Source organism: Glutamicibacter sp., from assembly GCF_032154645.1.
In the GTDB taxonomy this organism is placed as follows: domain Bacteria; phylum Actinomycetota; class Actinomycetes; order Actinomycetales; family Micrococcaceae; genus Glutamicibacter.
This window is the reverse complement of sequence record NZ_JALDXV010000005.1, coordinates 77,761-103,589: the sequence shown is the minus strand read 5'-3', so window position 1 is coordinate 103,589 and position 25,829 is coordinate 77,761. Positions and strand designations below refer to the sequence as shown.

21 protein-coding genes and 1 tRNA gene are annotated in these 25,829 nt (G+C 64.8%); 17 read left to right on the top strand and 5 right to left on the bottom strand.

The genetic code is table 11. The features are described 5' to 3' along the window. The first annotated feature begins 296 nt into the window (after positions 1–296). The 5 genes from RUH64_RS06455 to RUH64_RS06435 all read left to right on the top strand — a co-directional run bounded on the left by RUH64_RS06455 (position 297) and on the right by RUH64_RS06435 (position 5,316). On the top strand, positions 297–1,616 hold the full coding sequence (locus tag RUH64_RS06455) for a hemolysin family protein (RefSeq protein ID WP_313812228.1): 1,320 nt from the start codon (positions 297–299) through the stop codon (positions 1,614–1,616). Next, complete coding sequence (locus RUH64_RS06450; RefSeq protein ID WP_313812226.1) at positions 1,613–2,695, top strand: hemolysin family protein; 1,083 nt, start codon at positions 1,613–1,615, stop codon at positions 2,693–2,695. The genes RUH64_RS06455 and RUH64_RS06450 overlap by 4 nt, the downstream gene beginning before the upstream one ends. 163 nt (positions 2,696–2,858) lie before the next feature. Continuing rightward, on the top strand, positions 2,859–3,701 hold the full coding sequence (locus RUH64_RS06445; RefSeq protein WP_313812224.1) for an ATP-binding cassette domain-containing protein: 843 nt from the start codon (positions 2,859–2,861) through the stop codon (positions 3,699–3,701). Between the two features lie 8 nt (positions 3,702–3,709). Beyond that, on the top strand, positions 3,710–4,567 hold the full coding sequence (locus RUH64_RS06440; RefSeq protein WP_313812223.1) for a metal ABC transporter permease: 858 nt from the start codon (positions 3,710–3,712) through the stop codon (positions 4,565–4,567). A gap of 74 nt (positions 4,568–4,641) precedes the next feature. Then, the gene (locus RUH64_RS06435; RefSeq protein WP_313812222.1) at positions 4,642–5,316 is read left to right on the top strand and encodes a maleylpyruvate isomerase family mycothiol-dependent enzyme; all 675 of its coding nucleotides are present in this window, start codon (positions 4,642–4,644) and stop codon (positions 5,314–5,316) included. Here RUH64_RS06435 and RUH64_RS06430 read toward each other — a convergent pair. Both RUH64_RS06430 and RUH64_RS06425 read right to left on the bottom strand, forming a co-directional pair. After that, positions 5,278–5,820 (bottom strand): NUDIX domain-containing protein, encoded by a 543-nt coding sequence (locus tag RUH64_RS06430; RefSeq protein ID WP_313812221.1) that lies wholly within the window; start codon positions 5,818–5,820, stop codon positions 5,278–5,280. The two genes, RUH64_RS06435 and RUH64_RS06430, sit on opposite strands and share 39 nt — an antisense overlap. Beyond that, a complete protein-coding gene (locus RUH64_RS06425; RefSeq protein ID WP_313812220.1) occupies positions 5,781–6,203 on the bottom strand; it encodes a Fur family transcriptional regulator in 423 nt (140 codons plus the stop codon). The genes RUH64_RS06430 and RUH64_RS06425 overlap by 40 nt, the downstream gene beginning before the upstream one ends. A gap of 164 nt (positions 6,204–6,367) precedes the next feature. Between RUH64_RS06425 and RUH64_RS06420 the strand changes: the two genes are divergently transcribed. From RUH64_RS06420 to RUH64_RS06410, 3 genes are read left to right on the top strand one after another with little or no spacing between them, the layout of a single operon-like run. Beyond that, positions 6,368–7,108: an MBL fold metallo-hydrolase gene (locus RUH64_RS06420; protein WP_313812218.1), complete on the top strand. Its 741-nt coding sequence runs from the start codon at positions 6,368–6,370 to the stop codon at positions 7,106–7,108. Further along, positions 7,105–7,941, top strand: a complete 837-nt coding sequence (locus tag RUH64_RS06415) for a rhodanese-like domain-containing protein (protein WP_313812217.1) — start codon at positions 7,105–7,107, stop codon at positions 7,939–7,941. Before RUH64_RS06420 ends, RUH64_RS06415 begins: the two co-directional genes overlap by 4 nt. Positions 7,942–7,951: 10 nt before the next feature. After that, positions 7,952–8,380, top strand: a complete 429-nt coding sequence (locus tag RUH64_RS06410; RefSeq protein ID WP_313812215.1) for an HIT family protein — start codon at positions 7,952–7,954, stop codon at positions 8,378–8,380. A 107-nt stretch (positions 8,381–8,487) separates the two neighbouring features. Here RUH64_RS06410 and hrpA read toward each other — a convergent pair whose 3' ends face one another. Continuing rightward, the gene (hrpA, locus tag RUH64_RS06405) at positions 8,488–12,501 is read right to left on the bottom strand and encodes an ATP-dependent RNA helicase HrpA (protein WP_313812213.1); all 4,014 of its coding nucleotides are present in this window, start codon (positions 12,499–12,501) and stop codon (positions 8,488–8,490) included. A 401-nt stretch (positions 12,502–12,902) separates the two neighbouring features. Here hrpA and RUH64_RS06400 point away from each other — a divergent pair, with 401 nt between their 5' ends. From RUH64_RS06400 to RUH64_RS06390, 3 genes are all read left to right on the top strand, one after another. Then, the gene (locus RUH64_RS06400) at positions 12,903–13,904 is read left to right on the top strand and encodes an ABC transporter substrate-binding protein (protein ID WP_313812211.1); all 1,002 of its coding nucleotides are present in this window, start codon (positions 12,903–12,905) and stop codon (positions 13,902–13,904) included. A gap of 104 nt (positions 13,905–14,008) precedes the next feature. Continuing rightward, positions 14,009–14,929: an ABC transporter permease gene (locus RUH64_RS06395; protein ID WP_313812209.1), complete on the top strand. Its 921-nt coding sequence runs from the start codon at positions 14,009–14,011 to the stop codon at positions 14,927–14,929. Then, a complete protein-coding gene (locus RUH64_RS06390; protein WP_313812208.1) occupies positions 14,922–15,713 on the top strand; it encodes an ABC transporter ATP-binding protein in 792 nt (263 codons plus the stop codon). Before RUH64_RS06395 ends, RUH64_RS06390 begins: the two co-directional genes overlap by 8 nt. Positions 15,714–15,969: 256 nt before the next feature. Here RUH64_RS06390 and RUH64_RS06385 read toward each other — a convergent pair whose 3' ends face one another. Together RUH64_RS06385 and RUH64_RS06380 are read right to left on the bottom strand one after the other, a co-directional pair. Next, a complete protein-coding gene (locus RUH64_RS06385; RefSeq protein ID WP_313812207.1) occupies positions 15,970–16,428 on the bottom strand; it encodes a hypothetical protein in 459 nt (152 codons plus the stop codon). Between the two features lie 45 nt (positions 16,429–16,473). After that, a tRNA-Arg gene (locus RUH64_RS06380) sits at positions 16,474–16,549 on the bottom strand. A 154-nt stretch (positions 16,550–16,703) separates the two neighbouring features. Here RUH64_RS06380 and argS point away from each other — a divergent pair. From argS to rho, 6 genes are all read left to right on the top strand, one after another. Continuing rightward, positions 16,704–18,347 (top strand): arginine--tRNA ligase, encoded by a 1,644-nt coding sequence (argS, locus tag RUH64_RS06375; protein ID WP_313812205.1) that lies wholly within the window; start codon positions 16,704–16,706, stop codon positions 18,345–18,347. Between the two features lie 6 nt (positions 18,348–18,353). Further along, on the top strand, positions 18,354–19,775 hold the full coding sequence (lysA, locus tag RUH64_RS06370) for a diaminopimelate decarboxylase (RefSeq protein ID WP_313812203.1): 1,422 nt from the start codon (positions 18,354–18,356) through the stop codon (positions 19,773–19,775). After that, complete coding sequence (locus RUH64_RS06365) at positions 19,776–21,065, top strand: homoserine dehydrogenase (RefSeq protein WP_313812202.1); 1,290 nt, start codon at positions 19,776–19,778, stop codon at positions 21,063–21,065. Position 21,066: 1 nt separating this feature from the next. Then, on the top strand, positions 21,067–22,167 hold the full coding sequence (gene thrC, locus RUH64_RS06360) for a threonine synthase (RefSeq protein WP_313812201.1): 1,101 nt from the start codon (positions 21,067–21,069) through the stop codon (positions 22,165–22,167). A gap of 131 nt (positions 22,168–22,298) precedes the next feature. Further along, complete coding sequence (thrB, locus tag RUH64_RS06355) at positions 22,299–23,231, top strand: homoserine kinase (protein ID WP_313812200.1); 933 nt, start codon at positions 22,299–22,301, stop codon at positions 23,229–23,231. Between the two features lie 306 nt (positions 23,232–23,537). Continuing rightward, positions 23,538–25,784, top strand: a complete 2,247-nt coding sequence (gene rho, locus RUH64_RS06350; protein ID WP_313812198.1) for a transcription termination factor Rho — start codon at positions 23,538–23,540, stop codon at positions 25,782–25,784. Positions 25,785–25,829: the final 45 nt, after the last annotated feature.

Sequence of the window (25,829 nt, the reverse complement as noted above, 5' to 3'; positions counted from 1 at the left end):
GCCACGGCACGTATCGAATCTCACGAAAGTGGCCCGTATTACACCCCGCTTATCGTTTTTGCACTACCGTCCGACGCCACGAACACAAAGTAATGCGGATTGGGCCGTGGTTCGTTAGACTAAATCGCACTATGGAATCACACTCTCCTAGCCGGCCCGCCGCCCAAGGGCGCAGCGCCGGCCACGTCAGTCCATCTCACACCGGTTCCGGCTCCCGATTGGAGCCTTCTAGTTGCCCCGGGCGATTAGACGATGAACCTTTACCCAGATCATTGCGAGGGTGGAAGTAACCGCCCATGGAATGGATCTACCTAGTTCTTGGCCTGCTGCTGATTCTCGGCACCGGCTTCTTCGTGGCCGTGGAATTCGCACTGGTCGCACTCGATAAAAGCACAGTTGCCCAGGCTGTGGCGGCCGGCGAACGCGGCGCCAAGCCGCTCATGCAGTGCCTGACCTCGCTTTCAACCCAGCTGTCAAGCTGCCAGCTGGGCATCACCCTGACCACGTTGCTGACCGGCTACGTACTGGAACCATCCCTGAGCAAGCTCATGGAACCGGTATTCGAACTGCTGGGTATCGATGTCACCGGAGCCACCGCGATTTCACTGGTCGTCTCCATGGTGATCGCCACCCTCTTGTCCATGCTGATCGGCGAACTGGTGCCCAAAAATCTTGCAATTGCCAAGGCCATGGGCGTCGGCAAGGCGCTGGCCCGTCCGCATTTGGTGTTCACCGCAATTTTCAAGCCATTTATCGTGGTGCTCAACGGCTTCTCCAACTCAGTGCTGCATCGCTTCTTCGGCCTGGAGGCCAAGGAAGAGATTTCGGCGGCCCGCTCCTCGCAGGAACTTGCATCCCTGGTGCGCCGCTCGGCACAGCTTGGAACCCTCGACGTGCAGACCGCACGCTTCGTCGAGTCCACCATTGAATTCTCCGAACGTACCGCGGCCGACGTGATGACGCCGAGGACCTCGATGGCCACCATCGACTCCGAAGCTGCGCTGCTGGAGCTGATTGAGATGAGCGCGGAGACGGGGTTCTCACGGTTCCCGGTCACCGAAGGCTCCAGCGACGAAATTCAGGGCGTCTGCCATATCAAGGCAGTCGTTTCGGTGCCGCGCGAACGCCGCGCAGCGCTGCAGGTGGGAGAGTTCGCCCACGACGCCCTCTATGTCCCCGAAACCATCCACCTGGACGTGCTGCTCGAACAGCTGCGCGAGGCTGAGTATCAGCTGGCCATCGTGATGGATGAATACGGCGGCACCGCAGGCCTGGTGACGCTGGAGGACCTGGTCGAAGAAATCGTCGGCGAAGTCTCCGATGAGCACGATGAGGATGAAGAAGAAGCGGTCACCCAACCCGACGGCAACTGGCTCTTCCCGGGCATGTACCGCCCGGACGAGGTCAACGAGCTGATCGGCCGCGAAGTGGTGCCGGATGACGCTTCCTACGAAACCGTCGGCGGTTACATGCTGGCAGAACTGGGCCGCATGGCCGAGCTGAACGACACGGTGCACACCGACGCAGGCATCTTCACGGTGACCGAGCTGGACGGGAGGCGCATCGCCCAGATCCGCTTCGAACCGGCCGAGGTTGAAGAGGGTGATGGCGAATGAGCGACGTCATGGGCCTGATCTGGCTTGTCATCCTGCTGCTGTTCAACGCATTCTTCGTCGCCGGAGAATTCGCTGTCATGTCCGCCCGCCGTTCGCAGATTGAACCGCTGGCCGAGGCGGGCAACAAGCGCGCCAAGGTGGCGTTGTTCGCCATGGAGCACGTTTCGGCGATGCTTGCGGTCTGCCAGCTGGGCATCACCGTCTGCTCGCTGCTGATCCTGAACATCTCCGAGCCGGCCATCCACCACCTGCTGGCGGAGCCGCTGATGCTGCTGGGCCTGGCCGCCGGTGCCGCAGATACCATCGCCTTCTTGATCGCACTGATACTGGTCACGTTCTTGCATGTGACCTTCGGTGAAATGGTGCCGAAGAACATCTCGGTCTCCATCGCGGACAAGGCGGTGCTGCTGCTCGCGATGCCTCTGGTGGGGCTGTCCAAGGTGCTCAAACCGATCATCGCGCTGCTCAACGGGGCGGCGAACCTAGTGCTGCATGCATTTGGCGTGGAGCCGAAGGACGAGGTGTCAAGCTCCTATACGGCCGCCGAGGTGCGCACCATCATCGACACCTCCTCCGAAGAGGGCGCGCTGGAAAAGGACGATGCGCTGCGCCTGACCAAGGCATTGGAGTTCTCAACCTTCACCGCCAAGACCTGCATGGTGCCGCTGGACGACCTGTTCACCCTCGAATGGGGCACGGCCACCGCGCGCGAGTTTGAGAAGAAGGTCGGCAAGACAGGGTTCTCCCGCCTGCTGATCACCCGCGCCGAGACCCCGGTGGGGTACTGGCACGTCAAGGACGTCATGCTCATCGACGACGCGCATTCCACCGCGCCGCTGCGCGATCTTCCGCTGCACCCGCTGGGCCAGCTCAAGCAGGACACGGAGATCGAGGATGCGCTGGAGACGATGCGCCAGGAGGGCAACCACCTATCTGCTGTGGTCGACGAGGCAGGCACCACCCTTGGCGTCGTCTTCCTGGAGGACATCATCGAAGTGCTGGTCGGTGAAATCAGCGACTCCACGCGAAAGCGCGTCGCTCCGCCGCGGGCTGAAAACGGTGGAACTCCGGTGAATTAGCCGCCCCGGGCGGCCGGAGGAACCCCGCCCCGCCCATCGCCGGTAATGCGAATGACTCGCAACTGGTAGTATTGACTGCGGCACCGCTTGTGCGGTGCCGCAGTTTTGCGTTAACGCCCCACAGCGGCGGCGCGCACCATTAGAACATGCAGAAAGCCGGCAGATGAGTTCCACGCAGATCGTCACCTTCAACAACGCTCGGCTCGCCTATGGCCGGCGGGTGCTGTGGCAGGACCTGAATCTGCAGGTAGCGCCGGGAGAGTTTCTCGCGGTGCTCGGCCCGAACGGTTCGGGGAAAACGAGCTTCATCAACACCATGCTCGGCACCACGGCGCTTGATTCCGGGCAGGTGCGCATCGACGGCCAGCCAGTGCGCCGCGGCTCTTCGGCGGTCGGCCTGATCCCGCAGCAGCGGCCCTTCGGAGACAATGTGCCGCTGCGCGCCCGTGATCTGGTCGCCCTGGGGGTGGACGGCACCAAGCTCGGAATCCGGCTGGCCCGGAAGTCGGTGGCTGCCAAGGTCGACGAACTGCTGGAGCTGGTGGGGGCCAGCGGCTACGCTAATCGTCCGGTCTCAGACCTGTCCGGCGGCGAGCAGCAGCGGCTGCGGGCGGCGCAGGCGCTGGCGGGGGATCCGCGGGTGCTGTTGTGCGACGAGCCGCTGCTGTCCCTCGACCTGCACCACCAGCAGGCGATCAGCCAGGTGATCCACCAGCAGGCGGTGCAGCGCGGCAGCGCGGTGATCTTCGTGACCCACGAGATCAACCCGATCCTGCCCTACGTGGACCGGGTCCTCTACCTCGCCGAGGGGCGCTTCCACATCGGCACCGTCGACGAGGTCATGCAGTCGCACGTGCTCTCCGAACTCTACGGCGCCCCGGTGGAGGTGCTGCGGGTCAACGAACGCATTGTGGTGGTGGCGGGAACTGCCAACCGCGCGCTGCCGCCGGACGGGCATGAACACCCCGAGGTCCCCGAAGACCACGAGAAGCACGGCGGAAAGTAGGAGCGGGCATGGACTTTTCGGATTTTCTGGACAAGGCTTTCAACTTTCAGGACTATGCGCAGCTGCTGCCGCTGGTGTCCAACTCGCTGATCGCCGGCGCCGCGCTGGGAGTCGTCGGCGGGTTGATCGGCATCTTCATCATGATGCGCGACATGGCATTCGCCGTGCACGGCATCGCCGAACTCTCCTTTGCCGGGGCCGCCTTTGCGCTGCTGATCGGCGCGGACGTGGTCACCGGCTCGGTGATCGGTTCGATGATTGCGGCGCTGATCCTCGGCGTGCTCGGCACCAGGGCGCGGGACCGCAACTCCATCACCGGCGTGCTCATGCCCTTCGGGCTGGGCCTGGGCATCTTGTTCATCTCGCTCTACCAGGGGCGCAGCGCCAATAAGTTCGGCCTGCTCACCGGCCAGATCGTCGCGGTGGACGACGTCCAGCTCTCCGGACTGATGCTGCTCAGCGCCGTGGTGGTGCTGGCGCTGCTGGTGATTTGGCGTCCGCTGACCTTCGCCAGCGCCGACCCCTTGGTGGCCAACGCCCGGGGCGTGCGCACCGGCGGGCTGTCGATCATCTTCATGATGGTGCTCGCCCTGGCGGTGGCGGTGACCATCCAGGTGGTCGGTGCGCTGCTGGTGCTCGCCCTGCTGATCACCCCGGCCGCCGCGGCGATGCGGGTGAGCTCCAACCCGTTGGTCACCGTCGTGCTCTCGGTGCTCTTTGCCGAGGTGGCGATCATCGGCGGCATCCTGCTGGCGCTGGCCGGCTCGCTGCCGATCAGCCCCTATGTCACCACGATCTCCTTCGTGATCTACCTGGTCTGCCGTGGAGTCGAAAGGCTGCGCTCGCCGCGCCGCCACCAGGTATAGCCCGACCGAGGCAGGTCCCCGGCCGCGGTTGACCCGCGGTTGACCCGCGGCGGCGCACCGGGAAGGATCGAGGCATGAGTGATTCGACGGCGCAGCATATCTGGGACCTGGTGCACGATGAACGCCGTGCGCTGATCACCGACCTGTCCACCCTGAACCAGGAGCAGTGGAACGGAGCTTCCGACGCCGCCGGATGGAGCGTGCACGACGTCGCCGCCCACCTGGTCGACAACGCGCTGACCACCGGCCCGCGGTTGTTCCGGGCGATGCTCAGGGCGGGGTTCAACTTCGATCGGCAGAACGCCAACGGGGTGGCAGCCCAGCGCGCGGCCACCCCGGAGCAGACCCTCGAAGGGCTGAAGGCGGCCGCCGCATCGCGCACCGGTCCTCCGGCCCCGTTGGCCAGCAGGCTGGTGGAGGAGATCGCGCACGGTGAAGACATCAGGCGCGCGGTGGGAATCCGCCGGGACTACCCGGTGCAGGCCCTTGAATACGCGATCCGCTACCAGGCAGGCACCCCGCAGGCTTTCTCGGGGACCAAGGAGCTGGCTCAAAGGGTGCAGCTGGTATCCGACGACGAGCGCTTCAGCATGGGTCTTGGGCCGCGGATCATGGGGACGCGGCTTGCGCTGCTCATGGTCCTCAGCGGCCGCACGGTAGATGCCGCAGAGCTCAGCGGCCCCGGGCTTGCATACCTGCCGCCGTGGCAGCTAATTCGGACCGGGCAAGTTGTCTTGAACCATCCGTGAAAGTGCACCCAGCTTGGCGCTGAATCCGGCGGCCAGCACATGAGCCTGGGATATCGGTATCCAAAAGCAGGTAAAGTTGCGTTTCTTGCCGTCCGTCGCGTCATTCTCGCCGCCAGCATTCTGCTCGTTGAGACTAGGCAGGTCAGCCCCGGCCTTGGCATGCATCCAGTAGAAATGACGGGTGGCAAGCTCAGCGCGCACCGGATGCAGGTCGTATTCTTCGCTGCCAAGGTATGCGCGGACCTCAGCGCTGATGCCTGCCTCCTTGACTAGTTCCCTCACCGCCGCCACAGCCGGTGATTCGCCGGCTTTGACGGTCCCCGCAGGGACCTGAACCCCGGTGTGCAGGAGGTCGACGTCGTCATGGGTGAAGACCAGTAGGTGCCCGCAGTGCACCAAGTAGCACACGACTTTTTCGCTGTGTCCGGTGGTGTTCTCGACGGAATTGTGGAGGACGGCCATTTCTAGCTGTGCGGCGACGCCTGCGCCCCGGCGGCGCGGCATTCGGCGCAGACGCCGTAGATTTCAACCGTGTGCTCCGGGTCGGAGAAGTCGTGTTCGGCCGCCACTCGGGCCGCCCAGCGTTCCACCGAAGGCGCCATGACCTCGACGGTCTTGGAGCAGACGCGGCACACCAGGTGATGGTGGTGGACCTCGGTGACGCAACGGCGGAAACGCGCCTCGCCGTCCCCGCTGCGCAGCACATCGACCAGGCCGTCGTCGGCCATCGACTGCAGCAGCCGGTACACGGTGGCCAGCGACACCTTTTTCTGCGCTTCCTGAAGCCAGCGGTGCAGTTGCTGCGCGGTGGCGAAGTCATCGACCTGTTCCAGCGCTTCGGCAAGATCAAGGCGCTGTTTGGTCACTCGGGTCTCGGGCTGGGCCATGGGGTGTGCACCATTCCTCTCCTGCAGCGTTGCCCGGCGGGTGCTGCGGCCTGCGGGCCGAACCGACACTAGCCACCGGCGGTTTCACCTAATTTTAGCTAACTTTGCCGGCGCTGGCGTGTCTGGTGCTGGCGCGGCAGGTTGCACAAGCCTAGGCTATTGACATGCGCATCACATCCCGCGGGCACGCTTGCCTGGAAATTAGCACAGTTGACGGGTCGTTGTTGCTCGACCCGGGAACCTTCAGCGCGCTGGACGGCGCGTTTAGCGGCAAACATGCGGTGTTGATCACGCACCAGCATGCCGACCACGCAGACCAGGGCGCGCTGGCCACGGCGCTGGCGGCCAACCCGGTCCTTGAACTTTTCGCCCCTGCCACCCTGGCCGAAACGCTGCGCACCGAGCTGCCGGCCGCCGTGCGCGCGCAGATCCGGTCGGTGCGCGCGGGGGCCGACTTCGTGGTCGGAGGCATCAGGGTGCGGACCTTCGGCGGCACCCACGCCACGATCCACCACTCCATCGACCCGGTGGAAAACGTCGGCTATCTGATCGGCGACACGGCAGTGGGCCAGGAAACGCTGTTCCATCCCGGTGACAGCTACCAGGTACCGGTGGGGGTGCGGCCCGAGGTTTTGGCGCTGCCGATCATGGGGCCCTGGGGCAAGATGGCGGAGGCCGCCGATTTCGCCGTGGCTACCGCCGCGAAGCTGTGGGTGCCGATCCACGACGGGCTGCTCAACGAGGTGGGCCGGGCGCTGTTCGACAGGCAGCTGGGAACCATCGCCGCCCACCATGGCTCCGCCTACCAACGGCTCGAGACCGGCACCGACTATGAGGTCGGCGAACTGTTGACACGCGCCGCGCAGGCGGCCACCGATGCAACGACCCCGGAAGGCCTGGCATGAACCCGCTGATTTCCGCCGCAGAGCTCGCCCAGCAGCTTCAGGGCGGGCCCGCCCCGATCCTGCTTGATGTGCGCTGGTCGCTGGGGCGCGATGACGGCAATGAACTCTATGCCGCAGGGCACATCCCCGGCGCGGTCTTCGTCGACATGGAGCGCGAGCTCTCCTCGGCCCCCGGGGCTCATACCGGCCGCCATCCACTGCCGCTGCCCGAGGATTTCCAGGCGGCGGCCCGCAGCTGGGGGATCACCGACGATTCGCAGGTGGTGGTGTACGACGACGCCGGCGCGCTGGCCGCGGCCCGCGCCTGGTGGCTGCTCAAACACGCGGGATTCGATAGGGTCACGGTGCTCGACGGGGGACTGGATGCCTGGCGGCAGCTTCCCGGCACCGAACTCGTCTCCGGCGCCGAGCACAACCCCCCGGGAAGCGTCGCCCTGTCCTGGGGGAAGATGCCGGTGGTGGACTTCGATGAGCTGGACGCGGTGTCCGGCACGCTGATCGATTCGCGCGCCACCGCCCGCTACCTGGGCATTGAAGAGCCGATCGACCCGGTGGCCGGACACATCCCCGGCGCCCGCAACAGGCCCACCACCGACAACCTCGACTCGCAGGCGCATTTCCTGCCGGCGCAGGTGCTGCACGCAGAATTCGCGAAGCTCGGGGTGCAGAACGACTCCGTCGCCTACTGCGGATCGGGGATCACCGCGGCCCACCAGGTGCTTGCGGCCGCCGCAGCCGGAATCACCATGGGCCTGTACCCGGGCAGCTGGTCGCAGTATGTCTCGCATCCCGAGGCGCCCGTGGCCACCAGCGATGAACAACACCGCCATTAGAAAGGCAGCAATGAGCACCCTGTTCACCAAAATCATCAACAAGGAGATTCCCGGCCGCTTCATCTGGTCCGATGAAACCTGCGTGGGCTTCCTGTCCATCGGCCCGCTCTCCGATGGGCACACCCTGGTGGTGCCGCGCGCCGAGATCGACGAATTCACCGATGCCCCCGACGAGCTGATCACCCACCTGACACTCGTGGCCACGAAGATCGGCCGCACCCAAAAGCGCGTCTTCTCCGCGGCCCGGGCAGGGCTGATGATCGCCGGATTCGAGGTTCCGCACCTGCATGTGCACGTCTGGCCCACCAATTCGCTGGCAGACTTCGACTTGTCCAACGCCGCGGTGAACCCCGACCCGGCCCAGCTCGACGCCAACGCCCAGGCGCTGCGCGAAGGGCTGCGCGCCGATGGCCACGGCCGATTCATCCCCGCCGACTAGACGAGCTGCCGACGCACTGCGCCGCCGCAGTGAAGACCCGGACAAACCAGGGACCCGCAAGCATGCTTGCGGGTCCCTGATTTCTCCGGCCGCGGTGCCGAACGTTCCTAGAGCGCCTCCAAGCCGTCCTTGATGGCCTTGCGGATGCGCTTCTCGCTGACCGAATAGGCGGTGCCCAGCTCCTGGGCAAACAGCGAAATGCGCATCTCCTCCAGCATCCACTTGACCTCGGCCAGCGAGGCCGGAAGGCGGGCTCCCTGGGGCACCCGCTCCAGCGCCGCGTCGTAGTCGTCCTCCAGCTTCTGGATCACCGTCAGCGCTTGCCCATCGCGGGTCACCGCGCCGCCTGAAAGCTTTTCAAGGCGCAGCTCAACCCCCTGCAGGTAGCGCGGCAGCCGCATCAGATGCGTGGCGCCGGTGGCCGCGATGAAGCCGGGGTAGATCAGCTGCTCCATCTGCGAACGCACATCGGACACGGCGGCGAACATCGCCAGCGAGGTGGTGGACTTCAGCGCCTTGGCGATGCGCGTGGCGGAGGCGAAGACCTTGGCCACCACCGCGGTGATGGTGAACACCGTGTCAATCTGCTCGGCGCGCACGGTTTCAAACAGCGCCTCGAACGCCGTGCGGTTCATCGGCAGCTTTTCGGGCACCAGCTTGTCCACCGCCGCCATGGTGCAGTCGGCGATGAGCTTGTCGATGGACCCGTGCGGGTTCTGCGTGAACGCCAGCTTCTCGGTGTTGTTCAGGTGCGTGCTCACGAACTTCGCCGCCGGGGGCAGGGCGAGCATCAGCAGCCGGATCACACCGCTGCGGTGGGCCGCGTCGCGCTCCATCGGGGTGCGGAAGACCGTCAGGTCTGCGCCTGAGCCGTTGTCGATCAACCCGGGGTAGGCGGTGATCTGCTGCCCCATCACGGTGGTGGTCACCTTCACCGGCAGCGTGTCACTCAGGGTCTCGCCCTTCGCCTCCAGCTGCGGCCACACCTGCAGATTCTGCTGGTCCCAGGCTCCGGCGGCCTTGCCCCCGGCCGCGGGCGCAGCGCCGGGACGTCCCTGCTGCTTTCCGGTCTGTTGGCCGACGGACTTCGGCGAACCCTTGCCGGCCGAACCCTTGCCGGCCGAACCCTTGCCAGCCGAACCCTTTCCGGAGGGGCCCGGCAGGCCGGGGGAGTTGACCCCGCTGGCCAGCGCCGCACGGTTTGCGGCAGCCAGCTTGTACTGCAGGGCCGCTAGGTCGTCCCCGCGGCCGATCACCTTGTTCGCGGCATCGGTGACGATGAAGCCGAAGCGCAGGTGCGCCGGCAGGGTGGAGAAGTCGAAGACCGTTGGATCAACGACGACCCCGCGCAGCCGGCGCAGCACCAGCGCCAGGGATTCGGCCAGGTCGTCGAGGGCCGGGTCGAAGTCCGCGTCGAGCATGGATAGCGCCTTGGCCGCCACATCCGGGGCGGGGACGAAGTTCTTGCGGATGGCCTTGGGCATGGAGCGGATCAACGCGGTGAGCAGCTCGTGGCGCAGGCCCGGGATCAGCCAGGCGAAGCGGGCGGGATCCAGTTGGTTCAGGAACACCACCGGAACCGTCAGCGTCACCCCGTCGCCCTGGTCTGCCTGGGCGGCCGGGTTGTACTCGTAGGATAGCGGCAGGTGGATGCTGCCCAGCGGCCAGGTCGTGGGGAAGGCCTTCTCATCGAGCACCTGGGCGTCGGCGGCCAGCAGCGCCTGAGGGTCGAAGTCGAGCAGCGTTGGATTCTCGCCGCGGGCGCTCTTCCACCAGCGGTCGAAGTGGCGTTCGGAATACACCTGCTCGCCAACGCGCGCGTCGTAGAACGCAAAGAGGTCCTCGTCGCTGATGCGCAGGTCGTGGCGGCGCATGCGGGTCTCGAGCTCCTCGACCTCCTCGAGCAGCGCGCGGTTCTTGGCGAAGAATTTGTGGTGGGTGCGCCAGTCGCCCTCCACCAGCGCATGGCGGATGAACAGCTCGCGGGCCAGGTCCTTGTCGACCCGCCAGTAGTGGAATTGGCGGCGTGGCACGATGGGCAGCCCGAAGAGGGTGACCTTCTCGTAGCCCATGACCGAGCCGTTGCGCCGGGACCAGTGCGGTTCGGAATAGGTGTGCTTGACCAGGTGCGGGGCCAGCTCCTCAACCCAGGCCGGGTCGATCGCCGCGTTGGTTCGCGCCCAGAGCCGAGAGGTTTCCACCAGCTCCGCTGACATGATCCACGTCGGCGACTTCTTGAACAACCCGGAGCCCGGGAAGATGGCAAAACGGGTGCCGCGGGCACCCGCGTAGTCGCGCTTGCGCTCGTCATAGAGCCCGATGTGCCCCAACAGCCCCGCCAGCAGCGACTTGTGCACCGCATCCTCGTTGGCCGCTGGCACGATCGGGGCGGCGGCGACGGTGACGCCCAGGGGCTTGGCCAGCTGGCGCAGCTGGGTGAACAGGTCCTGCCATTCGCGCACCCGCAGGTAGTTGATGAACTCGGCCTTGCACAGCCGGCGGAATGCGGAGGAGGACAGCTCCTGCTGCTGCTCTCGCAGATAGGCCCAGAGATTCAGCAGGCTGATGAAGTCCGACTTCTCGTCCACGAAGCGCTTGTGCAATTCGACGGCGCGCTCGCGCTGCCCGGTGTCTTCGCTTGGGCGTTCGCGCGGATCCTGGATGCTCAACCCGGCGGCCAACACCATCAATTCCTTGGCCACGCCGCGTTCGGCGCCCTCCACGATCATCCGGCCCAGGCGCACATCCAATGGCAGCTGGGCCAGCTTGCGTCCCACAGGGGTGATGCGCGCCCGCTTGTCGCCCTGAAGGGCGCCCAGCTCGCGCAGCAGGTTCACGCCGTCGGCAATGGCCCGCGCCTCGGGCGGCTGCACGAACGGGAAGTCCGCCACCTCGGCGGCGGTGGCCACCACGCCCATGGAGATCATCTGCAGGATGACGCTGGCAAGATTGGTGCGCAGGATTTCCGGGTCGGTGAACTCGGGGCGCGAGGCGTAGTCATCCTCGGAGTACAAGCGGATCGCGATGCCGTCCGAGGTGCGGCCGCTGCGGCCCGAACGCTGATTGGCGCTGGCCTGGGAGACGCGCTCGATCGGCAGGCGCTGCACCTTGGTGCGGTGCGAATAGCGCGAAATGCGCGCGGTGCCGGTGTCGATCACGTATTTGATGCCCGGCACGGTCAGCGAGGTTTCGGCAACGTTGGTGGCAAGGATGATGCGCGGCGCCGCGCCCGGATGGAACACCTTGTGCTGTTCGGCCAGCGATAGGCGGGCGAACAGCGGCAGCACCTCATAGCGCGGCAGTCGTTTGTTGCCGGCGACGAGCGCGCGCAGGGCATCGGCGGCGTCGCGGATCTCGCGCTCGCCGGAGAAGAAGATCAGGATGTCGCCCGGGGCCTCGGCCGCCAGTTCCCGCACCGCATCGGTGACGGCATCCAGCGGGTCGCGGTCGTCTTCCAGCGAGTCGGCATCGGCGTTTTGCTCCTCCAGGTCCAGTTCGGCCTGCAGGGGGCGGTAGCGCAGTTCTACCGGGAAGGTGCGTCCGGAAACCTCGAGGATCGGGGCGGGCACCAGTTCGCCGTCGGCATTGAGGCTCCCAAAATGGGCGGCGAAGCGCTGCGGGTCGATGGTGGCGGAGGTGATGATGATCTTCAAATCCGGCCGTTTGGGCATGATCTGCTTGAGGTAGCCGAGCAGAAAGTCGATGTTCAGGCTGCGCTCGTGCGCCTCGTCGATGATGATCGCCGAATACTTCTTCAGCAGCTTGTCGCGCTGGATTTCGGCCAGCAGGATGCCGTCGGTCATCACCTTCAGCTTGGTGTTGCGCGAGACCTCGCCGGTGAAGCGGACGTGGAAGCCCACCTCGTCGCCGATCGTGGTGCCCATTTCCTCGGCGATGCGCTCGGCCACGGTGCGTGCGGCCAGGCGGCGCGGCTGAGTGTGGCCGATCATGCCTCGTTCAGCCAGGCCCAATTCGATGAGCATCTTTGGCAGCTGGGTGGTTTTGCCCGAACCGGTCTCGCCGGCGATGACAACCACCTGGTTGTTGGCCACCGCATCGAGGATGTCCTCGCGGCGGGCAGAGACGGGCAGGGCTTCTGGATAGGAAATGGTTAGCGCCATGATGACTCCATTCTATTAGTGCCGCCCGACTCGGCGCTCGCACTGTTCTCAACGCGCAAAGCTGCGCCTTTTCACAGCGACCCAGATCACGCTCTGTGCAAGTCAAATTCGCTATTCGTCCAAAAACTCGTCGACAGCTTTGGGGCAAAAAATACAAAAAGTGTGATTGAAGCGTCAAAACCAGCATATTTGTGTGTAACTACGCTGATTTCAAGGTGCAAATGTCTGCGATGGAGATCGAATTGTGGCCTAAGTGAGGTCGTTCACATGTAAGATCGTGGGTAATCACCGTCACAAGGTCTAGGGTGTTCCCAAGCTCGGCAGCCACCCTGCCAGGCTCCTGGGGCCTAAGGAAACATCGGTGGTCAAAACTCGCACAGGGAACTTTGAAAGGAACCTTCATGAAGCGCTTCACCGCACTGAAATTCGCAGCCATCGCCGCCACCAGCGCGCTGGCCCTGACCGCTTGCGGCGGCAGCGGCGACTCCGGCTCCACCGATGCCGGCAGCGGCGACGGACCGGTCAAGATCGGCATCGCCCAGTACGTGACCCACCCATCGCTCGATGCAGTGGTGAAGGGTTTTAAGAAGGGCATGGAAGACGCCGGCTACACCGGGGACAAGATCTCCTACGACGAGAACAACGCCCAGGCGGATCAGGCAACCAACACCTCCATCGCCGGCAAGCTCGCCGCCGACAAGGACATCGACCTGGTGCTCGCGGTCGCCACCCCTACCGCACAGGCAATCGCCCAGACCATCACCAGCGTCCCGGTCCTGTTCTCCGCGGTGACCGACCCTGTCGAGGCCAAGCTGGTCAAGTCGGAGGAAGCACCGGGTGCCAATGTCACCGGCACTTCGGACAAGAACCCCGTCAAGGAACAGCTTGAACTGCTCAAGCAGATCGATCCCGACGCCAAGGACGTCGGCATCGTCTACTCCTCGGGTGAAGCAAATTCCGCGGTGCAGGTCCAGTGGGCCAAGGACGCCGCGAGCGAGCTGGGCCTGAACATCAAGGAAGCAGCCATCTCCGCACCGAGCGAGGTACAGCAGGCGGCGGCATCCCTTGACGTCGACGCCTACTACGTACCCACCGACAACGCGGTTGTTTCGGCCCTTGAAGGCCTGCTGCAGACCGCTGAATCCAAGAAGGTTCCGGTAATCTCCGCCGACGGCTCCTCGGTTGAGCGCGGCGCCACCGCCACCTACGGCATCAACTACGAGAAGCTCGGCGAGCAGACCGCTGCAATGGCTGTGAAGATCCTCAAGGGTGAAGCCGAACCGGCAACCATGCCGGTAGAAACCATCTCCGAGGTTGAGCTGTACCTGAACGAGACCGCCGCCAAGAAGATCGGCATCGAGTTCCCGCAGGAACTGAAGGACAAGGCAGTTCAGACCTATTAGGGTCGAACCCACCTTTCCAGCTGTGTAACGAAGGCGAGGCGTGCAGCATACCGCCTCGCCTTCGTCGCGACCAATAACTTTCTTGACAACTCTAGGATCCGAACATGATCACCGCAGTTGAACTCGGCCTGATTTACGCCATCATGGCGCTGGGCGTGTACCTGACTTTCCGCGTCCTCGACTTTCCCGACCTGACGGTCGACGGCAGCTTCACCACCGGTGCCGCCGTCGCGGCGGTTGGCATCGTCAACGGGATGAACCCATGGCTGGCGACGGCCCTGGCCTTCCTTGCCGGCATGGCCGCCGGCACCATTACTGGCCTGCTCCACACCAAGGGCAAGATCGACGGCCTGCTTGCAGGTATCTTGACCATGATCGCGTTGTACTCCATCAACCTGAGAATCATGGGCAAGGCGAATACGCCGTTGCTCGGCGAAGACACCTTGATCAGCCCCATGCGCGAGGCTGGAATTCTTGGCACCCCCACCTCGATCGGCATCTTCTTCGTGGTGAGCCTGCTGCTGGTGGCGGCCACCGTATGGTTCCTGCACACCGAAATGGGCATGGCCATGCGAGCCACCGGCGACAACGAAGAAATGATCCGTTCCTTCGGCGTCAGCACCGACAACCAGAAGATTCTGGGCCTTGCACTGTCCAACGGCTTGGTTGCAGTCTCCGGCGCTGTAGTTGCCCAGTACCAGGGCTTCGCCGACGTCGGCATGGGCATCGGCGTCATCCTCATCGGCCTGGCCTCGGTCATCGTCGGTCAGGCAATTTTCACCCAGCGCCACATCTGGCTTGCCGCCCTGGCAGTGGTCATCGGTGCCGTGATCTACCGCCTGGTGATCCAGTTCGCCCTGGGTGCCGGCCTGGAAGTCAACGACATGAAGCTGATTTCCGCGGTACTCGTCGTTCTGGCGCTGCTGCTGCCTAAATGGAAGGGCTTCCAGAAACTGACGAAGTCCTTCAAGTCCAAGCCCGCCGCCGGTGCAGAAACCAAGGAAGAGGTTCGCTCCAATGCTTGAAATTAAGAACCTGTCGCGCACGTTCTTCCCTGGAACGGTCAATGAACGCAAGGCGCTGCGCAACATCAACCTGACGCTGAACGCCGGCGAATTCGTTACCGTCATCGGCTCCAACGGCGCCGGAAAATCAACGGTGCTGAACATGATTGCCGGCAAGCTTCAGCCGGACGTCGGCACCGTGAGCATTGACGGCAAAAATGTCACCAAGATGGCCGACTACCGTCGCGCCAAGTACATCGGCCGCGTCTTCCAGGACCCGATGGCAGGTACCGCGCCGACGATGTCCATCGAAGAGAATATGGCACTGGCGTACTCCCGCGGGAAGTTCCGCGGGCTGAAGCTCGGTGTGACCTCAAAGCGCCGCGAACTATTTGTCGAAGAGCTCAAGAGCCTGGAACTGGGCCTCGAAAACCGGCTGAAGACCAAGGTAGGGCTGCTCTCCGGCGGTCAGCGCCAGGCCTTGAGCCTGCTCATGGCCACCTTCTCGGAGCCGAAGATCCTGCTGCTCGACGAGCACACTGCGGCCCTCGATCCGCAGCGCGCCGCGCTGGTCTCGCGCCTGACTCGGCAGATTGTCGAGCGTTATGAGCTGACCACGCTGATGGTCACCCACAACATGGAGCAGGCCCTGCAGCTGGGTACCCGCCTGATCATGATGCACGACGGCGAGATTATTCTGGATCTCGACGCCGAACAGAAGAGCCAGATGACGGTCAAGGACCTGCTGGGCGAATTCGAAAAGATCAAGGGTGCGCAGCTCGACGACCGCACCATGCTTCAGTAGTCCTGCCGCTACGACAAGCCCATAGCACCTCGTCAGTCCGCATGGACTGTCGGGGTGCTTTGCTCTTCCCACCAAGGAGCAATATCGACGCGTTCACCCACGGCCGCCCGTTCAACTCCATGACGAAGTTCCGACCACGGAACGGCGCCGCCCGAAAGTTTCGCCACCGCGCCCAGAGAGATGCCCGCATGATTTCGGGCTGCCAACAGGCTTCGTTTAACGATGTAGAAGTCCCACTGCGCGATATCGAACTCGTTCAGCAGGCCATGGTCTTTGGCGGTTTGAACACAGAAAACATAGACGTGAGCATTGAAACTAGGGCCGTTGGGGTCGTAGCCGTGCCGTGGATGATATGATAACGCCTGCCGCGCAGCCCGCTGAAGGCGATGGTGCTTAACGTTCGCTGTTCCCAAGCCTGCAAATACGCCGAGGACTTCACCTCGATCCGCTGGTCCCTGTAGGCGATGTCAAAGGCATCCCATTCGGTTCTCACATAATCCTCGATTCCCAGGGCCTTAGCCACAAGAAACTCGGCAAGATCGCCGCGGACGTTGTTCATGCGTAAATCGCTCATCGCGAATTTCCAAAAATCAACGATGGATGCGTCCATGCCTTCAAAGAGCTCGGATCCCGAGAGCCCGGCAGCAGGGGTCGGGATAATCCACGGTTGCTTCTCGATGAGGCGAGGATAGCCCTGCAACCGGGAGGCAGTCATCGTCTGAAAAAGAAAAAGCCCCGAAAAAATCGAGGCTTTGACTCATGGTGCCCCTGAAAGGAATCGAACCTTCGGCCTTCTGCTCCGGAGGCAGACGCTCTATCCACTGAGCTACAGAGGCATGTTGCGCTAGCAACGAAAACGAGCTTATCAGGTCAATGACGTTTCCGTGTAACTGGACATGCTTGTGGCTGTCCCTTCGCCGCAGGTGATCTTGCGCATTGCCTGCGTCATGAATGCCAAAACCCGCGGCTAAATACCGGTAGTCTTGATGGGTGACTCCAGAAGAACTCTCCGCAGCAATATCCGCATGCCTCACCCAGGCCGTAGCAGCCGGCGAAATTACCGTCGACGTTCCAGATAATGTGCGAGTCGACCGCCCCAAGAGCCGCGAACACGGCGACTGGGCGACCAACATCGCACTGCAGCTGGGTAAGAAGGCGGGCATGGCTCCCCGCGACTTCGCGCAGATCCTGGCTCGACGACTTGCCGAGGTTCCCGGCGTCGGAGCGGTAGATATTGCTGGTCCGGGCTTCTTGAACATCACCCTCGACGCGGCGGCCGCCGGCGAACTGGCCCGCACCATCGTCGAAGCTGGCGCCAGCTATGGCCGCAACGACTCGTTGTCCGGACACACCGTGAACATGGAGTTCGTCTCCGCCAACCCCACCGGCCCGCTGCACATCGGCCATACCCGCTGGGCCGCGCTGGGCGATGCCATTGCCCGCGTGCTGCGCGCCTCGGGTGCGGATGTCACCAGCGAGTACTACATCAACGACGCCGGCAACCAGATGAACGTGTTCGCGCGTTCGGTCTACAACCGCATGCACGGCCTGCCGGTGCCCGAGGGCGGCTACCCGGGCGAATACATCAAGGATCTGGCTGACATCGTCGAGGCGCAGGCGCCGCAGCTCAAGGGCCAGGAAGAGTCCGCAGTCCTGCCGCAGATCCGCGAGCTGGCCTACAAGGCCCAGCTGGAAGACATCAAGAAGACCCTGGCGGACTTCGGCGTGAGCTTCGACGTGTTCTTCTCCGAAACCGCGCTGCATGACGGCGGGGCGGTGGCGGACGCCGTGGCTCGCCTGCGCGAACAGGGCCACATCTTCGACTTGGAGGGCGCGGTCTGGCTGCGCACCACCGACTTCGGCGACGACAAGGACCGCGTGCTGATCCGCGCCAACGGCGAGCCGACCTACTTCGCCGCCGACGCCGCCTACTACCTGTCCAAGAAGGACCGCGGCTTCGAGGAAAAGATCTACCTGCTGGGCGCGGACCACCACGGCTACGTCAACCGCCTCAAGGCCATTGCCGCCTGCGCGGGCGATGACAAGGAGAAGAACATCGAGGTGCTGATCGGCCAGCTGATCAGCGTCAACGGTGCCAAGCTGTCCAAGCGTGCGGGCAACATCATCGAGCTGCGCGATCTGATCGACTGGATCGGCGCCGACGCGCTGCGCTACTCGCTGGCCCGCTTCCCGGCCGATTCGCCGATCTCGCTGGATCCGGAACTGCTGAAGAAGAACACCAACGACAACCCGGTCTTCTACGTGCAGTACGCCCACGCACGCTCCGCTGCTGCGGCGCGCAACGCGGCGGCAAAGAACGTCACCCGCGACACCTTCGATGCCGGCCTGTTGACCGACCCGACCGAGAACGAGCTGCTGGCGGTGCTGGGCCAGTACCCGTCCATCGTCGCCGGTGCGGCGGAATTCCGCGAGCCGCACCGCATTGCCCGCTACCTGGAACAGGTGGCTGGCGCCTACCACTCCTGGTACGCGGCCACCCGCATCACCCCGGTCGGCGAGGACGAAGCCGTCGCTCCGGTGCACTCATCGCGCCTGTGGCTCAACGACGCCACCACCCAGGTGCTCGCAAATGGTTTGGAATTGTTGGGCGTTTCCGCCCCGGAGAGGATGTAACACCTTATGGCAGCATCGCCGCTGGCACCCGCCTGGCTGAACTTCCCGAACGACGTTAATGCGCTGCGCGAGATTGAATGGGCCGCTGGCGTGGCCCGCGGCGCCGACGGCGAACTTGCGGTGCAGGGCATCCCCGCATCCCAGTTGGCCCGCGAATTCGGCACCCCGCTGTTCGTGCTCGACGAAAGCGACTTCCGCGCCCGCGCCGCAGGCTTCAAGACCGCGTTCGATGCGGCGTTCAAGGACCTGTGCGGCGGGGTGGACGTCTACTACGCGGGCAAGGCGTTCTTGTGCACCGAGGTGGCCCGCTGGGCCACCGCCGAGAACCTGCGCCTGGACACCTGCTCCGGCGGCGAGCTGGCCGTGGCGAAGGCCGCCGGCGTGCCGGGGGAGAACCTCTCGCTGCACGGCAACAACAAGTCGGTGGCGGAGATCAGCCGCGCCATCGAGCTGAACGTGGGCCGCATCGTCGTCGACTCCCTGGATGAGCTTGAGCGCGTGATCCGCGTGGCCGAGGCGCTGGGGCAGCGCGCCAATGTCATGCTGCGCATCACCCCTGGCGTGCACGCCTCCACCCATGAGGCCATCGCCACCGCCCATGAGGACCAGAAGTTCGGCCTGTCAATTTTGGCCGACGCCACCGGCACCTCCCCGGCGCTTACCGCCGTGGCCCGCGCCATTGAGTCGCGGCAGATCAACCTGCTGGGCCTGCACGCGCACATCGGCTCGCAGATCTTCGAGGCCGAGGGCTTCGCCATGGCCGCGCGCACCATGCTCGGCATCCTGGCGCAGATCCGCGAAATCCACGGCGTTGAATTGGGCGAACTGGACCTGGGCGGCGGCTACGGCATCGCCTACACATCCGAGGACCACCCCTCTACCCCGGTGAAGCTGGCAGCGCAGATGGCGGAGGTCGTTTCCGCGACCTGCAAGGAGCTGGACATGGTCTGCCCGCGCATCTCCATCGAACCCGGCCGCGCCATCGTCGGCCCCTCGACCTTCACCCTCTACGAGGTGGGCGTGCGCAAGGACGTGCAGGTGGAAGACGAGGCGGGCGCACTGCACCCGCGCCGCTACATTTCCGTCGACGGCGGCATGAGCGACAACCCGCGCCCGGTGCTCTACGACGCGCAGTACACCAGCGTGCTGGCCGGCCGTGTGACGCAAAGCGACGCAATTATTTCTCGCGTAGTTGGGAAACACTGCGAGTCAGGTGACATAGTCGTGAAGGACGTTTACCTGCCCGAGGACGTCGCCGCCGGCGATCTGCTGGCAGTGCCGGCCACCGGAGCCTACTGCTGGGCCCTGTCCAGCAACTACAACTACCTCACGCGCCCCGCAGTGGTTGCGGTGCGCGACGGAGCCGCCCGGTTGATCGTGCGCAGGGAGACCGAAGCAGATTTGTTAGCCCGCGACATGGGAGTTTAATTGAGCGGTGAAAAGAGCCTGAAGGTAGCCCTGCTGGGCGCCGGTACGGTCGGTGCCCAGACGGCGCGGATTCTTCTAGAAGACGCACGGGCCTTGGCCGATCGCAGCGGCGTGAAGCTTGAATTGATCGGTATTGCGGTGCGCAATGTCGACGCACAGCGTGACGTGCAGCTGCCTGCGGAATTGTTCACCACCGATGCCAACGCGCTGATCGATCAGGCCGACGTGGTCATCGAACTGCTTGGCGGGCTGCAGCCGGCGGGGGACTACATCACCCGCGCGCTGTCCCGCGGCGCCAGCGTGATCACCGGCAACAAGGCGCTGATCGCCGCCGAGGGCGCACGCCTGAACGCGCTGGCCGCCGCCAATGGCGCCCAGCTGCGCTACGAGGCAGCCGTGGCTGGGGCCATCCCGATCCTGCGCCCGATCGCAGATTCGCTGGCCGGAGACCACATCACCAAGGTCATGGGCATCGTCAACGGCACCACGAACTTCATCCTCGACGCGATGGATTCCACCGGCGCCGCCTTTGCGGATGTGCTCGCCGAAGCCCAGGCGCTGGGCTACGCGGAAGCAGACCCGACCGCCGACGTGGGAGGCCACGACGCGGCCGCGAAGGCGGCGATCCTCGCCTCGCTGGCCTTCCACACCACCGTCTCCTCGGACCAGGTGTACACCGAAGGCATCACCGAGGTGTCCGCCGCCGACGTGGCGGCAGCCGCCGCGGCTGGCTACGTCATCAAGCTTTTGGCCATCGCGCAGAAGGAAGACGCCGGAGTTTCGGTGCGCGTCTACCCGTCGCTGATCAAGCGAAGCCATCCGCTGGCCAGCGTACGCGGCGCGTTCAACGCTGTCTTTGTGGAGGCCGAAAACGCCGGGGACCTGATGTTCTACGGCGCCGGGGCGGGAGGCAACCCGACGGCCTCGGCGGTCATGGGCGATGTCGTCGCCGTCGCCCGCCAGCTGGCAGCCGGGGCCCCGCTGCCCAACGGCTCGGCGGACCTGCCGGTGAACCTGCTCGACTTCGAGCAGATCACCACCCGCTACTGGATCGGCCTGTCCATCACCGACCAGCCAGGTGTGCTGGCCCGCGTTGCCGACGTGTTCGGCACCCACTCGGTGTCCATCGAGTCGATGATCCAGCAGGGCGGCGAGGGCAGCGAGGCGGCGTCCCTGCGCATCCTCACCCACCTGGGCACCGAAGCGGCCCTGCGCACCACCGTCGAGGCGCTCCAGGCCTTGGACGTGGTCAATACTGTTACATCCGTTATGCGAGTTGAAGGAAACTAACGTGGCCCACCAGTGGCGCGGAGTCATCCGCGAATATGCCGACCGTCTGCCAGTAGACGAAAACACCAAGGTCATCACCCTGGGCGAAGGCGGCACCCCGCTCGTCTTTGCACCGGCCCTGTCCGAGCTGACCGGCAATGAGGTGTACCTGAAGGTCGAGGGCATGAACCCGACCGGTTCCTTCAAGGACCGCGGCATGACCATGGCGATGACCGCCGCCGTGGCCGCCGGAGCCAAGGCGGTAGTGTGCGCCTCCACCGGCAACACCTCGGCCTCCGCCGCAGCCTATGCCACCCAGGCGGGCCTGAAGTGCGCCGTGCTGGTGCCGGACGGCAAGATCGCCATGGGCAAGCTTTCCCAGGCCATTGCCCACGGGGCGCAGCTGCTGCAGGTCGACGGCAACTTCGACAACTGCCTTGAGGTGGCCCGCAAGCTGAGCGAAAACTACCCGGTGTTCCTGGTTAACTCCGTGAACCCGGCACGCATCGAGGGCCAGAAGACCGGCTCCTTCGAGGTCGTGGACTTCTTGGGCGACGCGCCTGACTACCACCTGCTTCCGGTGGGCAACGCGGGCAACATCACCGCGTATTGGAAGGGCTACAAGGAGTACGCCTCCGAGTACACCAACGCTGCGGGTGAAACCCTGGCGCCGGTGGCCACCAAGACCCCGATCATGTGGGGCTTCCAGGCAGCTGGCGCGGCCCCGATCGTCGCCGGCCACCCGATTACCGAGCCTGACACCATCGCCACCGCAATCCGCATCGGCAACCCCGCCTCCTGGGAGCAGGCCGAAGCCGCCCGCGACGAGTCCGGCGGCCTGATCGATTCGGTGACCGATGAGGAGATCCTCGCCGCCCACCGTTGGCTCTCCTCGCGTGAGGGAGTCTTCGTGGAGCCAGCCTCCGCCGCTGGCGTCGCAGGTCTGATCAAGCACCACGGCGCGGGTAACGTGCCGACCGGCAAGAAGATCGTGATCACCGTGACCGGGCATGGCCTGAAGGACCCCAACTGGGCGCTGCAGCAGGCCGACGGCTCCGCCGTCGAACCTACCAAGGTAGCCTTTGACGTGGTGGAAGTAGCCGCCGCTCTGGGCCTGAACTAGTCAGCGGCCCGCCCAACGGCACTGACGCACACCAAGTAATATCGCGGCCCGCTGCCTGCCTGAACCATGGCAGGCGGCGGGTTCTGCATTCCCACCGGCTGCATCTAGCCACGCACTCAAGTAAGGAACCCATGGAACAGCAGATCGCCCTGGGACAGCACATCATCGTGAAACCGCCTGCCACCAGCGCCAACCTGGGCCCGGGGTTCGATTCTTTGGGCCTGGCCCTTGAATTCCGCGACAGCATTCAGATCCGCACCGGGCAGCACACGCGCGTGCAGATCACCGGCGACGGCGCCGAGTCGCTGCCCAAGGACGCCTCGCACCTGATCATTGCGGAAATGTACAAGTACTGGGCGGCCCGCGGCTTCGCACCGGTTGGCATCGAACTGCAGGCTGAAAACAACATTCCGCACGCCCGCGGCATGGGCTCCTCCGCCGCGGCGATCGTCGCCGCCTACGCTGCAGCCGACGCGCTGCTGCCAGAAAACGCGCGCGGGGGAGCGGACGGTATTTTTCAGGCGGCCGCCGCCTGGGAAGGCCACCCCGACAACGTCGCCCCGGCGGTCTTCGGCGGACTGAGCATTTCCACCACCAATGCCGACGGCAGCTTTTCCACCGCGTTGGTGCCGCTGCACGAGAACGTGCGTGCGGTGCTGGCAATCCCTTCCAACGGTTTGTCCACCGAGGTGGCTCGCGGTGTTTTGCCCGCTCAGGTCGACCATTCGGTGGCCGCTGCGAACTCCGCCAGCGCGGCGCTGTTGATCCATGCCTTGAGCAACGACCCCTCGTTCCTGCTGGCCGGCACCACCGATTACCTGCATCAGTCCTTCCGTGGGGCGTCGATGCCGCAGAGCACCGCCCTGATCGCCCAATTGCGCGCCGCGGGACTGGCCGCAGTGGTCTCCGGGGCCGGTCCCACCGTGATGACCCTGGTTGCCGATGAGGCGCAGCAGGCGCAGGCGGTGGAGCAGATCCAGCGCTTTGGCGCACAATCTGCGGTGTCGTGGAGGGTTGAAGTTCCATCACTTGCCACCAAGGGTGCTACAGTAGAGGTGCTGTAGCACCAATGCAGTCTCGGATCACGCGGGGTCGACCCGGTGATGAACCAACAGGCGAGTGCTAAGGGAAGTAGCTACTTCTTCAAGCCGTTCCGAATCTTCTGCAGTTTGCAGCACCTTTGATATCCCACACTCATGCACAGTCGTGCCGTCGAGATATCAGTTTTCAATCCCGGCTTCCCGCGATCATCAGTTGTACCTTGGTGGCGGGTCGGGCGGTGGAACAGCCATATTCTTCGCTGCAACACCTCAATTACGGCACAGTGGGCAGCCTGAGGGCACCCAAACAACGAGTCAGAAGGAACTTTCGTGACCGAAACCACGAGCCTGAACGAAGGCGTGGACGCCAAGACTTCCGATACCAAGAGCGCCGGCCTGGCCTCTTTGAAGATGACCCAGCTGCAGCAGCTTGCCTCGCAGCTTGGAATTACCGGCGGATCGCGCATGCGCAAGGCAGATCTGGTGTCCGCCATTGCAACCCACCAGCGCGGCGGTTCGATTCCTGCCAAGGACGCGGCAGCGAAGTCTGCTGGAGCCAAGAAGGCAGATGCCAAGGCGGTCGAAGAAAAGACCGAGTCGAAGGCTGAAGCAACCGAGGTTCCGGCTGCTAAGAAGAGCGCGGCGAAGTCGACCCGCACCCGTCGTGCACCGAAGACCGATGCCAAGGCGGAAGCTCCGGCAGAGGCCGCCAACGAGGCAGCGGCTCAGAGCCAGGATGCGGCACCTGCGGACGAGGCCAAGGCCGAGAAGCCTGCACGCACCCGCCGCCCATCGCGCCGCGTCACCGATTCGGGCAAGATCGCAGCCGCCGAGCAGCAGAACGACGCCGCCCCGGCAGCGTCAGAACAGGGCGAGGACGCAAAGGCCGAGGCGCCGGCAGAGCAGGGTGCCGGTTCCTCCCGAGCCCCTCGTCAGCGCCGCAACACCCGTGCAGCCAAGGCAGAAGCAGCAGCTGCAGAAGCAGCCGGGGCCAACACCGAGGCACCGTCGGGCGAGGCAGCAGCCGAGAACGCCAACGAGTCCGATTCGCGCAACGGTGAGCAGCGTGACGAGCGCCGCAACAACCGCCGCGAGCGAGGCAACCGCCGTGATCGCAACGAGCGCAGCAACGACCGCAATGACCGCAACCAGGACCGTTCAGAGCGCGCGGAAGCCGCCGAGGGCGAATCGGGTGAGCAGGGCGAGGAACGTCGCGAGCGCAACAACGACCGATCCGAGCGCAATGAGCGCAACCAGGACCGCAATGAGCGCCGCGAACGCCGCGAACGCAACAACGATCGCAACGACCGGGGCGAGCGCAATGAGCGGGGCAACCGCCGCGACCGCAACGACCGCAACCAGGATCGCAACGACCGGAACAACCGCAACCGCCGCAACCGCCGCGACGATGTAGATGAGCCGCAGCTGAGCGAGGACGACGTCCTGCTGCCGATCGCCGGCATCCTGGACGTGCTGGAGAACTACGCGTTCGTCCGCACCGCCGGCTACCTGCCGGGCCCGAACGACGTTTACGTCACCCTGGGCCAGGTCAAGAAGTACAATCTGCGCAAGGGCGACGCCATCGTCGGCGCCATCCGCGCCCCGCGCGAGGGTGAAACCCCGAACCCGCGCCAGAAGTTCAACGCCCTGGTGCAGCTGACTTCCGTGAACGGCAAGAAGCCTGAGGACAACCGTGACCGCGTCGAGTTCAACAAGCTCGTACCGCTGTACCCGACCGAGCGCCTGCGCCTGGAGACCGACCCGAAGAAGGTCGGACCGCGCGTCATCGACCTGGTCGCCCCGATCGGCAAGGGCCAGCGCGGCCTGATCGTCTCGCCTCCGAAGGCCGGCAAGACCCTGATCCTGCAGTCCATCGCGAACGCCATCACCACCAACAACCCAGAAGTCCATCTGATGATGGTGCTGGTGGACGAGCGTCCCGAAGAAGTCACCGACATGCAGCGCACGGTCAAGGGCGAGGTCATTGCCTCGACCTTCGACCGCCCGGCCGACGACCACACCACCGTGGCGGAGCTGGCCATCGAGCGCGCCAAGCGCCTGGTGGAGCTCGGCATGGACGTCGTCGTCCTGCTTGACTCGATGACCCGCCTGGGCCGCGCCTACAACCTGGCGGCCCCCGCCAGCGGCCGCATCCTCTCCGGCGGCGTCGACTCGGCGGCGCTGTACCCGCCCAAGCGCTTCTTCGGTGCCGCACGCAACATCGAGAACGGCGGCTCGCTGACCATCCTGGCCACCGCGCTGGTGGAGACCGGTTCCAAGATGGACGAGGTCATCTTCGAGGAGTTCAAGGGCACCGGCAACATGGAGCTTCGCCTCTCACGCCAGCTGGCCGAGAAGCGCATCTTCCCAGCGGTGGACGTCAACGCGTCCTCCACCCGCCGCGAAGAGGCCCTGATGAGCGCGGAAGAGGTGCGCATCATGTGGCGCCTGCGCCGCATGCTCTCGGGCATCGACCCGCAGCAGGCGCTGGAGGTGCTCACCGGCAAGATCCGCGAGACCCAGTCCAACGCGGAGTTCTTGATGCTGGTCAACAAGACCACCCCGGACAAGCACTAGTTCCGCACCCGCCATGGCGTCCAGCTGATAGTTCAGCTGGACGCC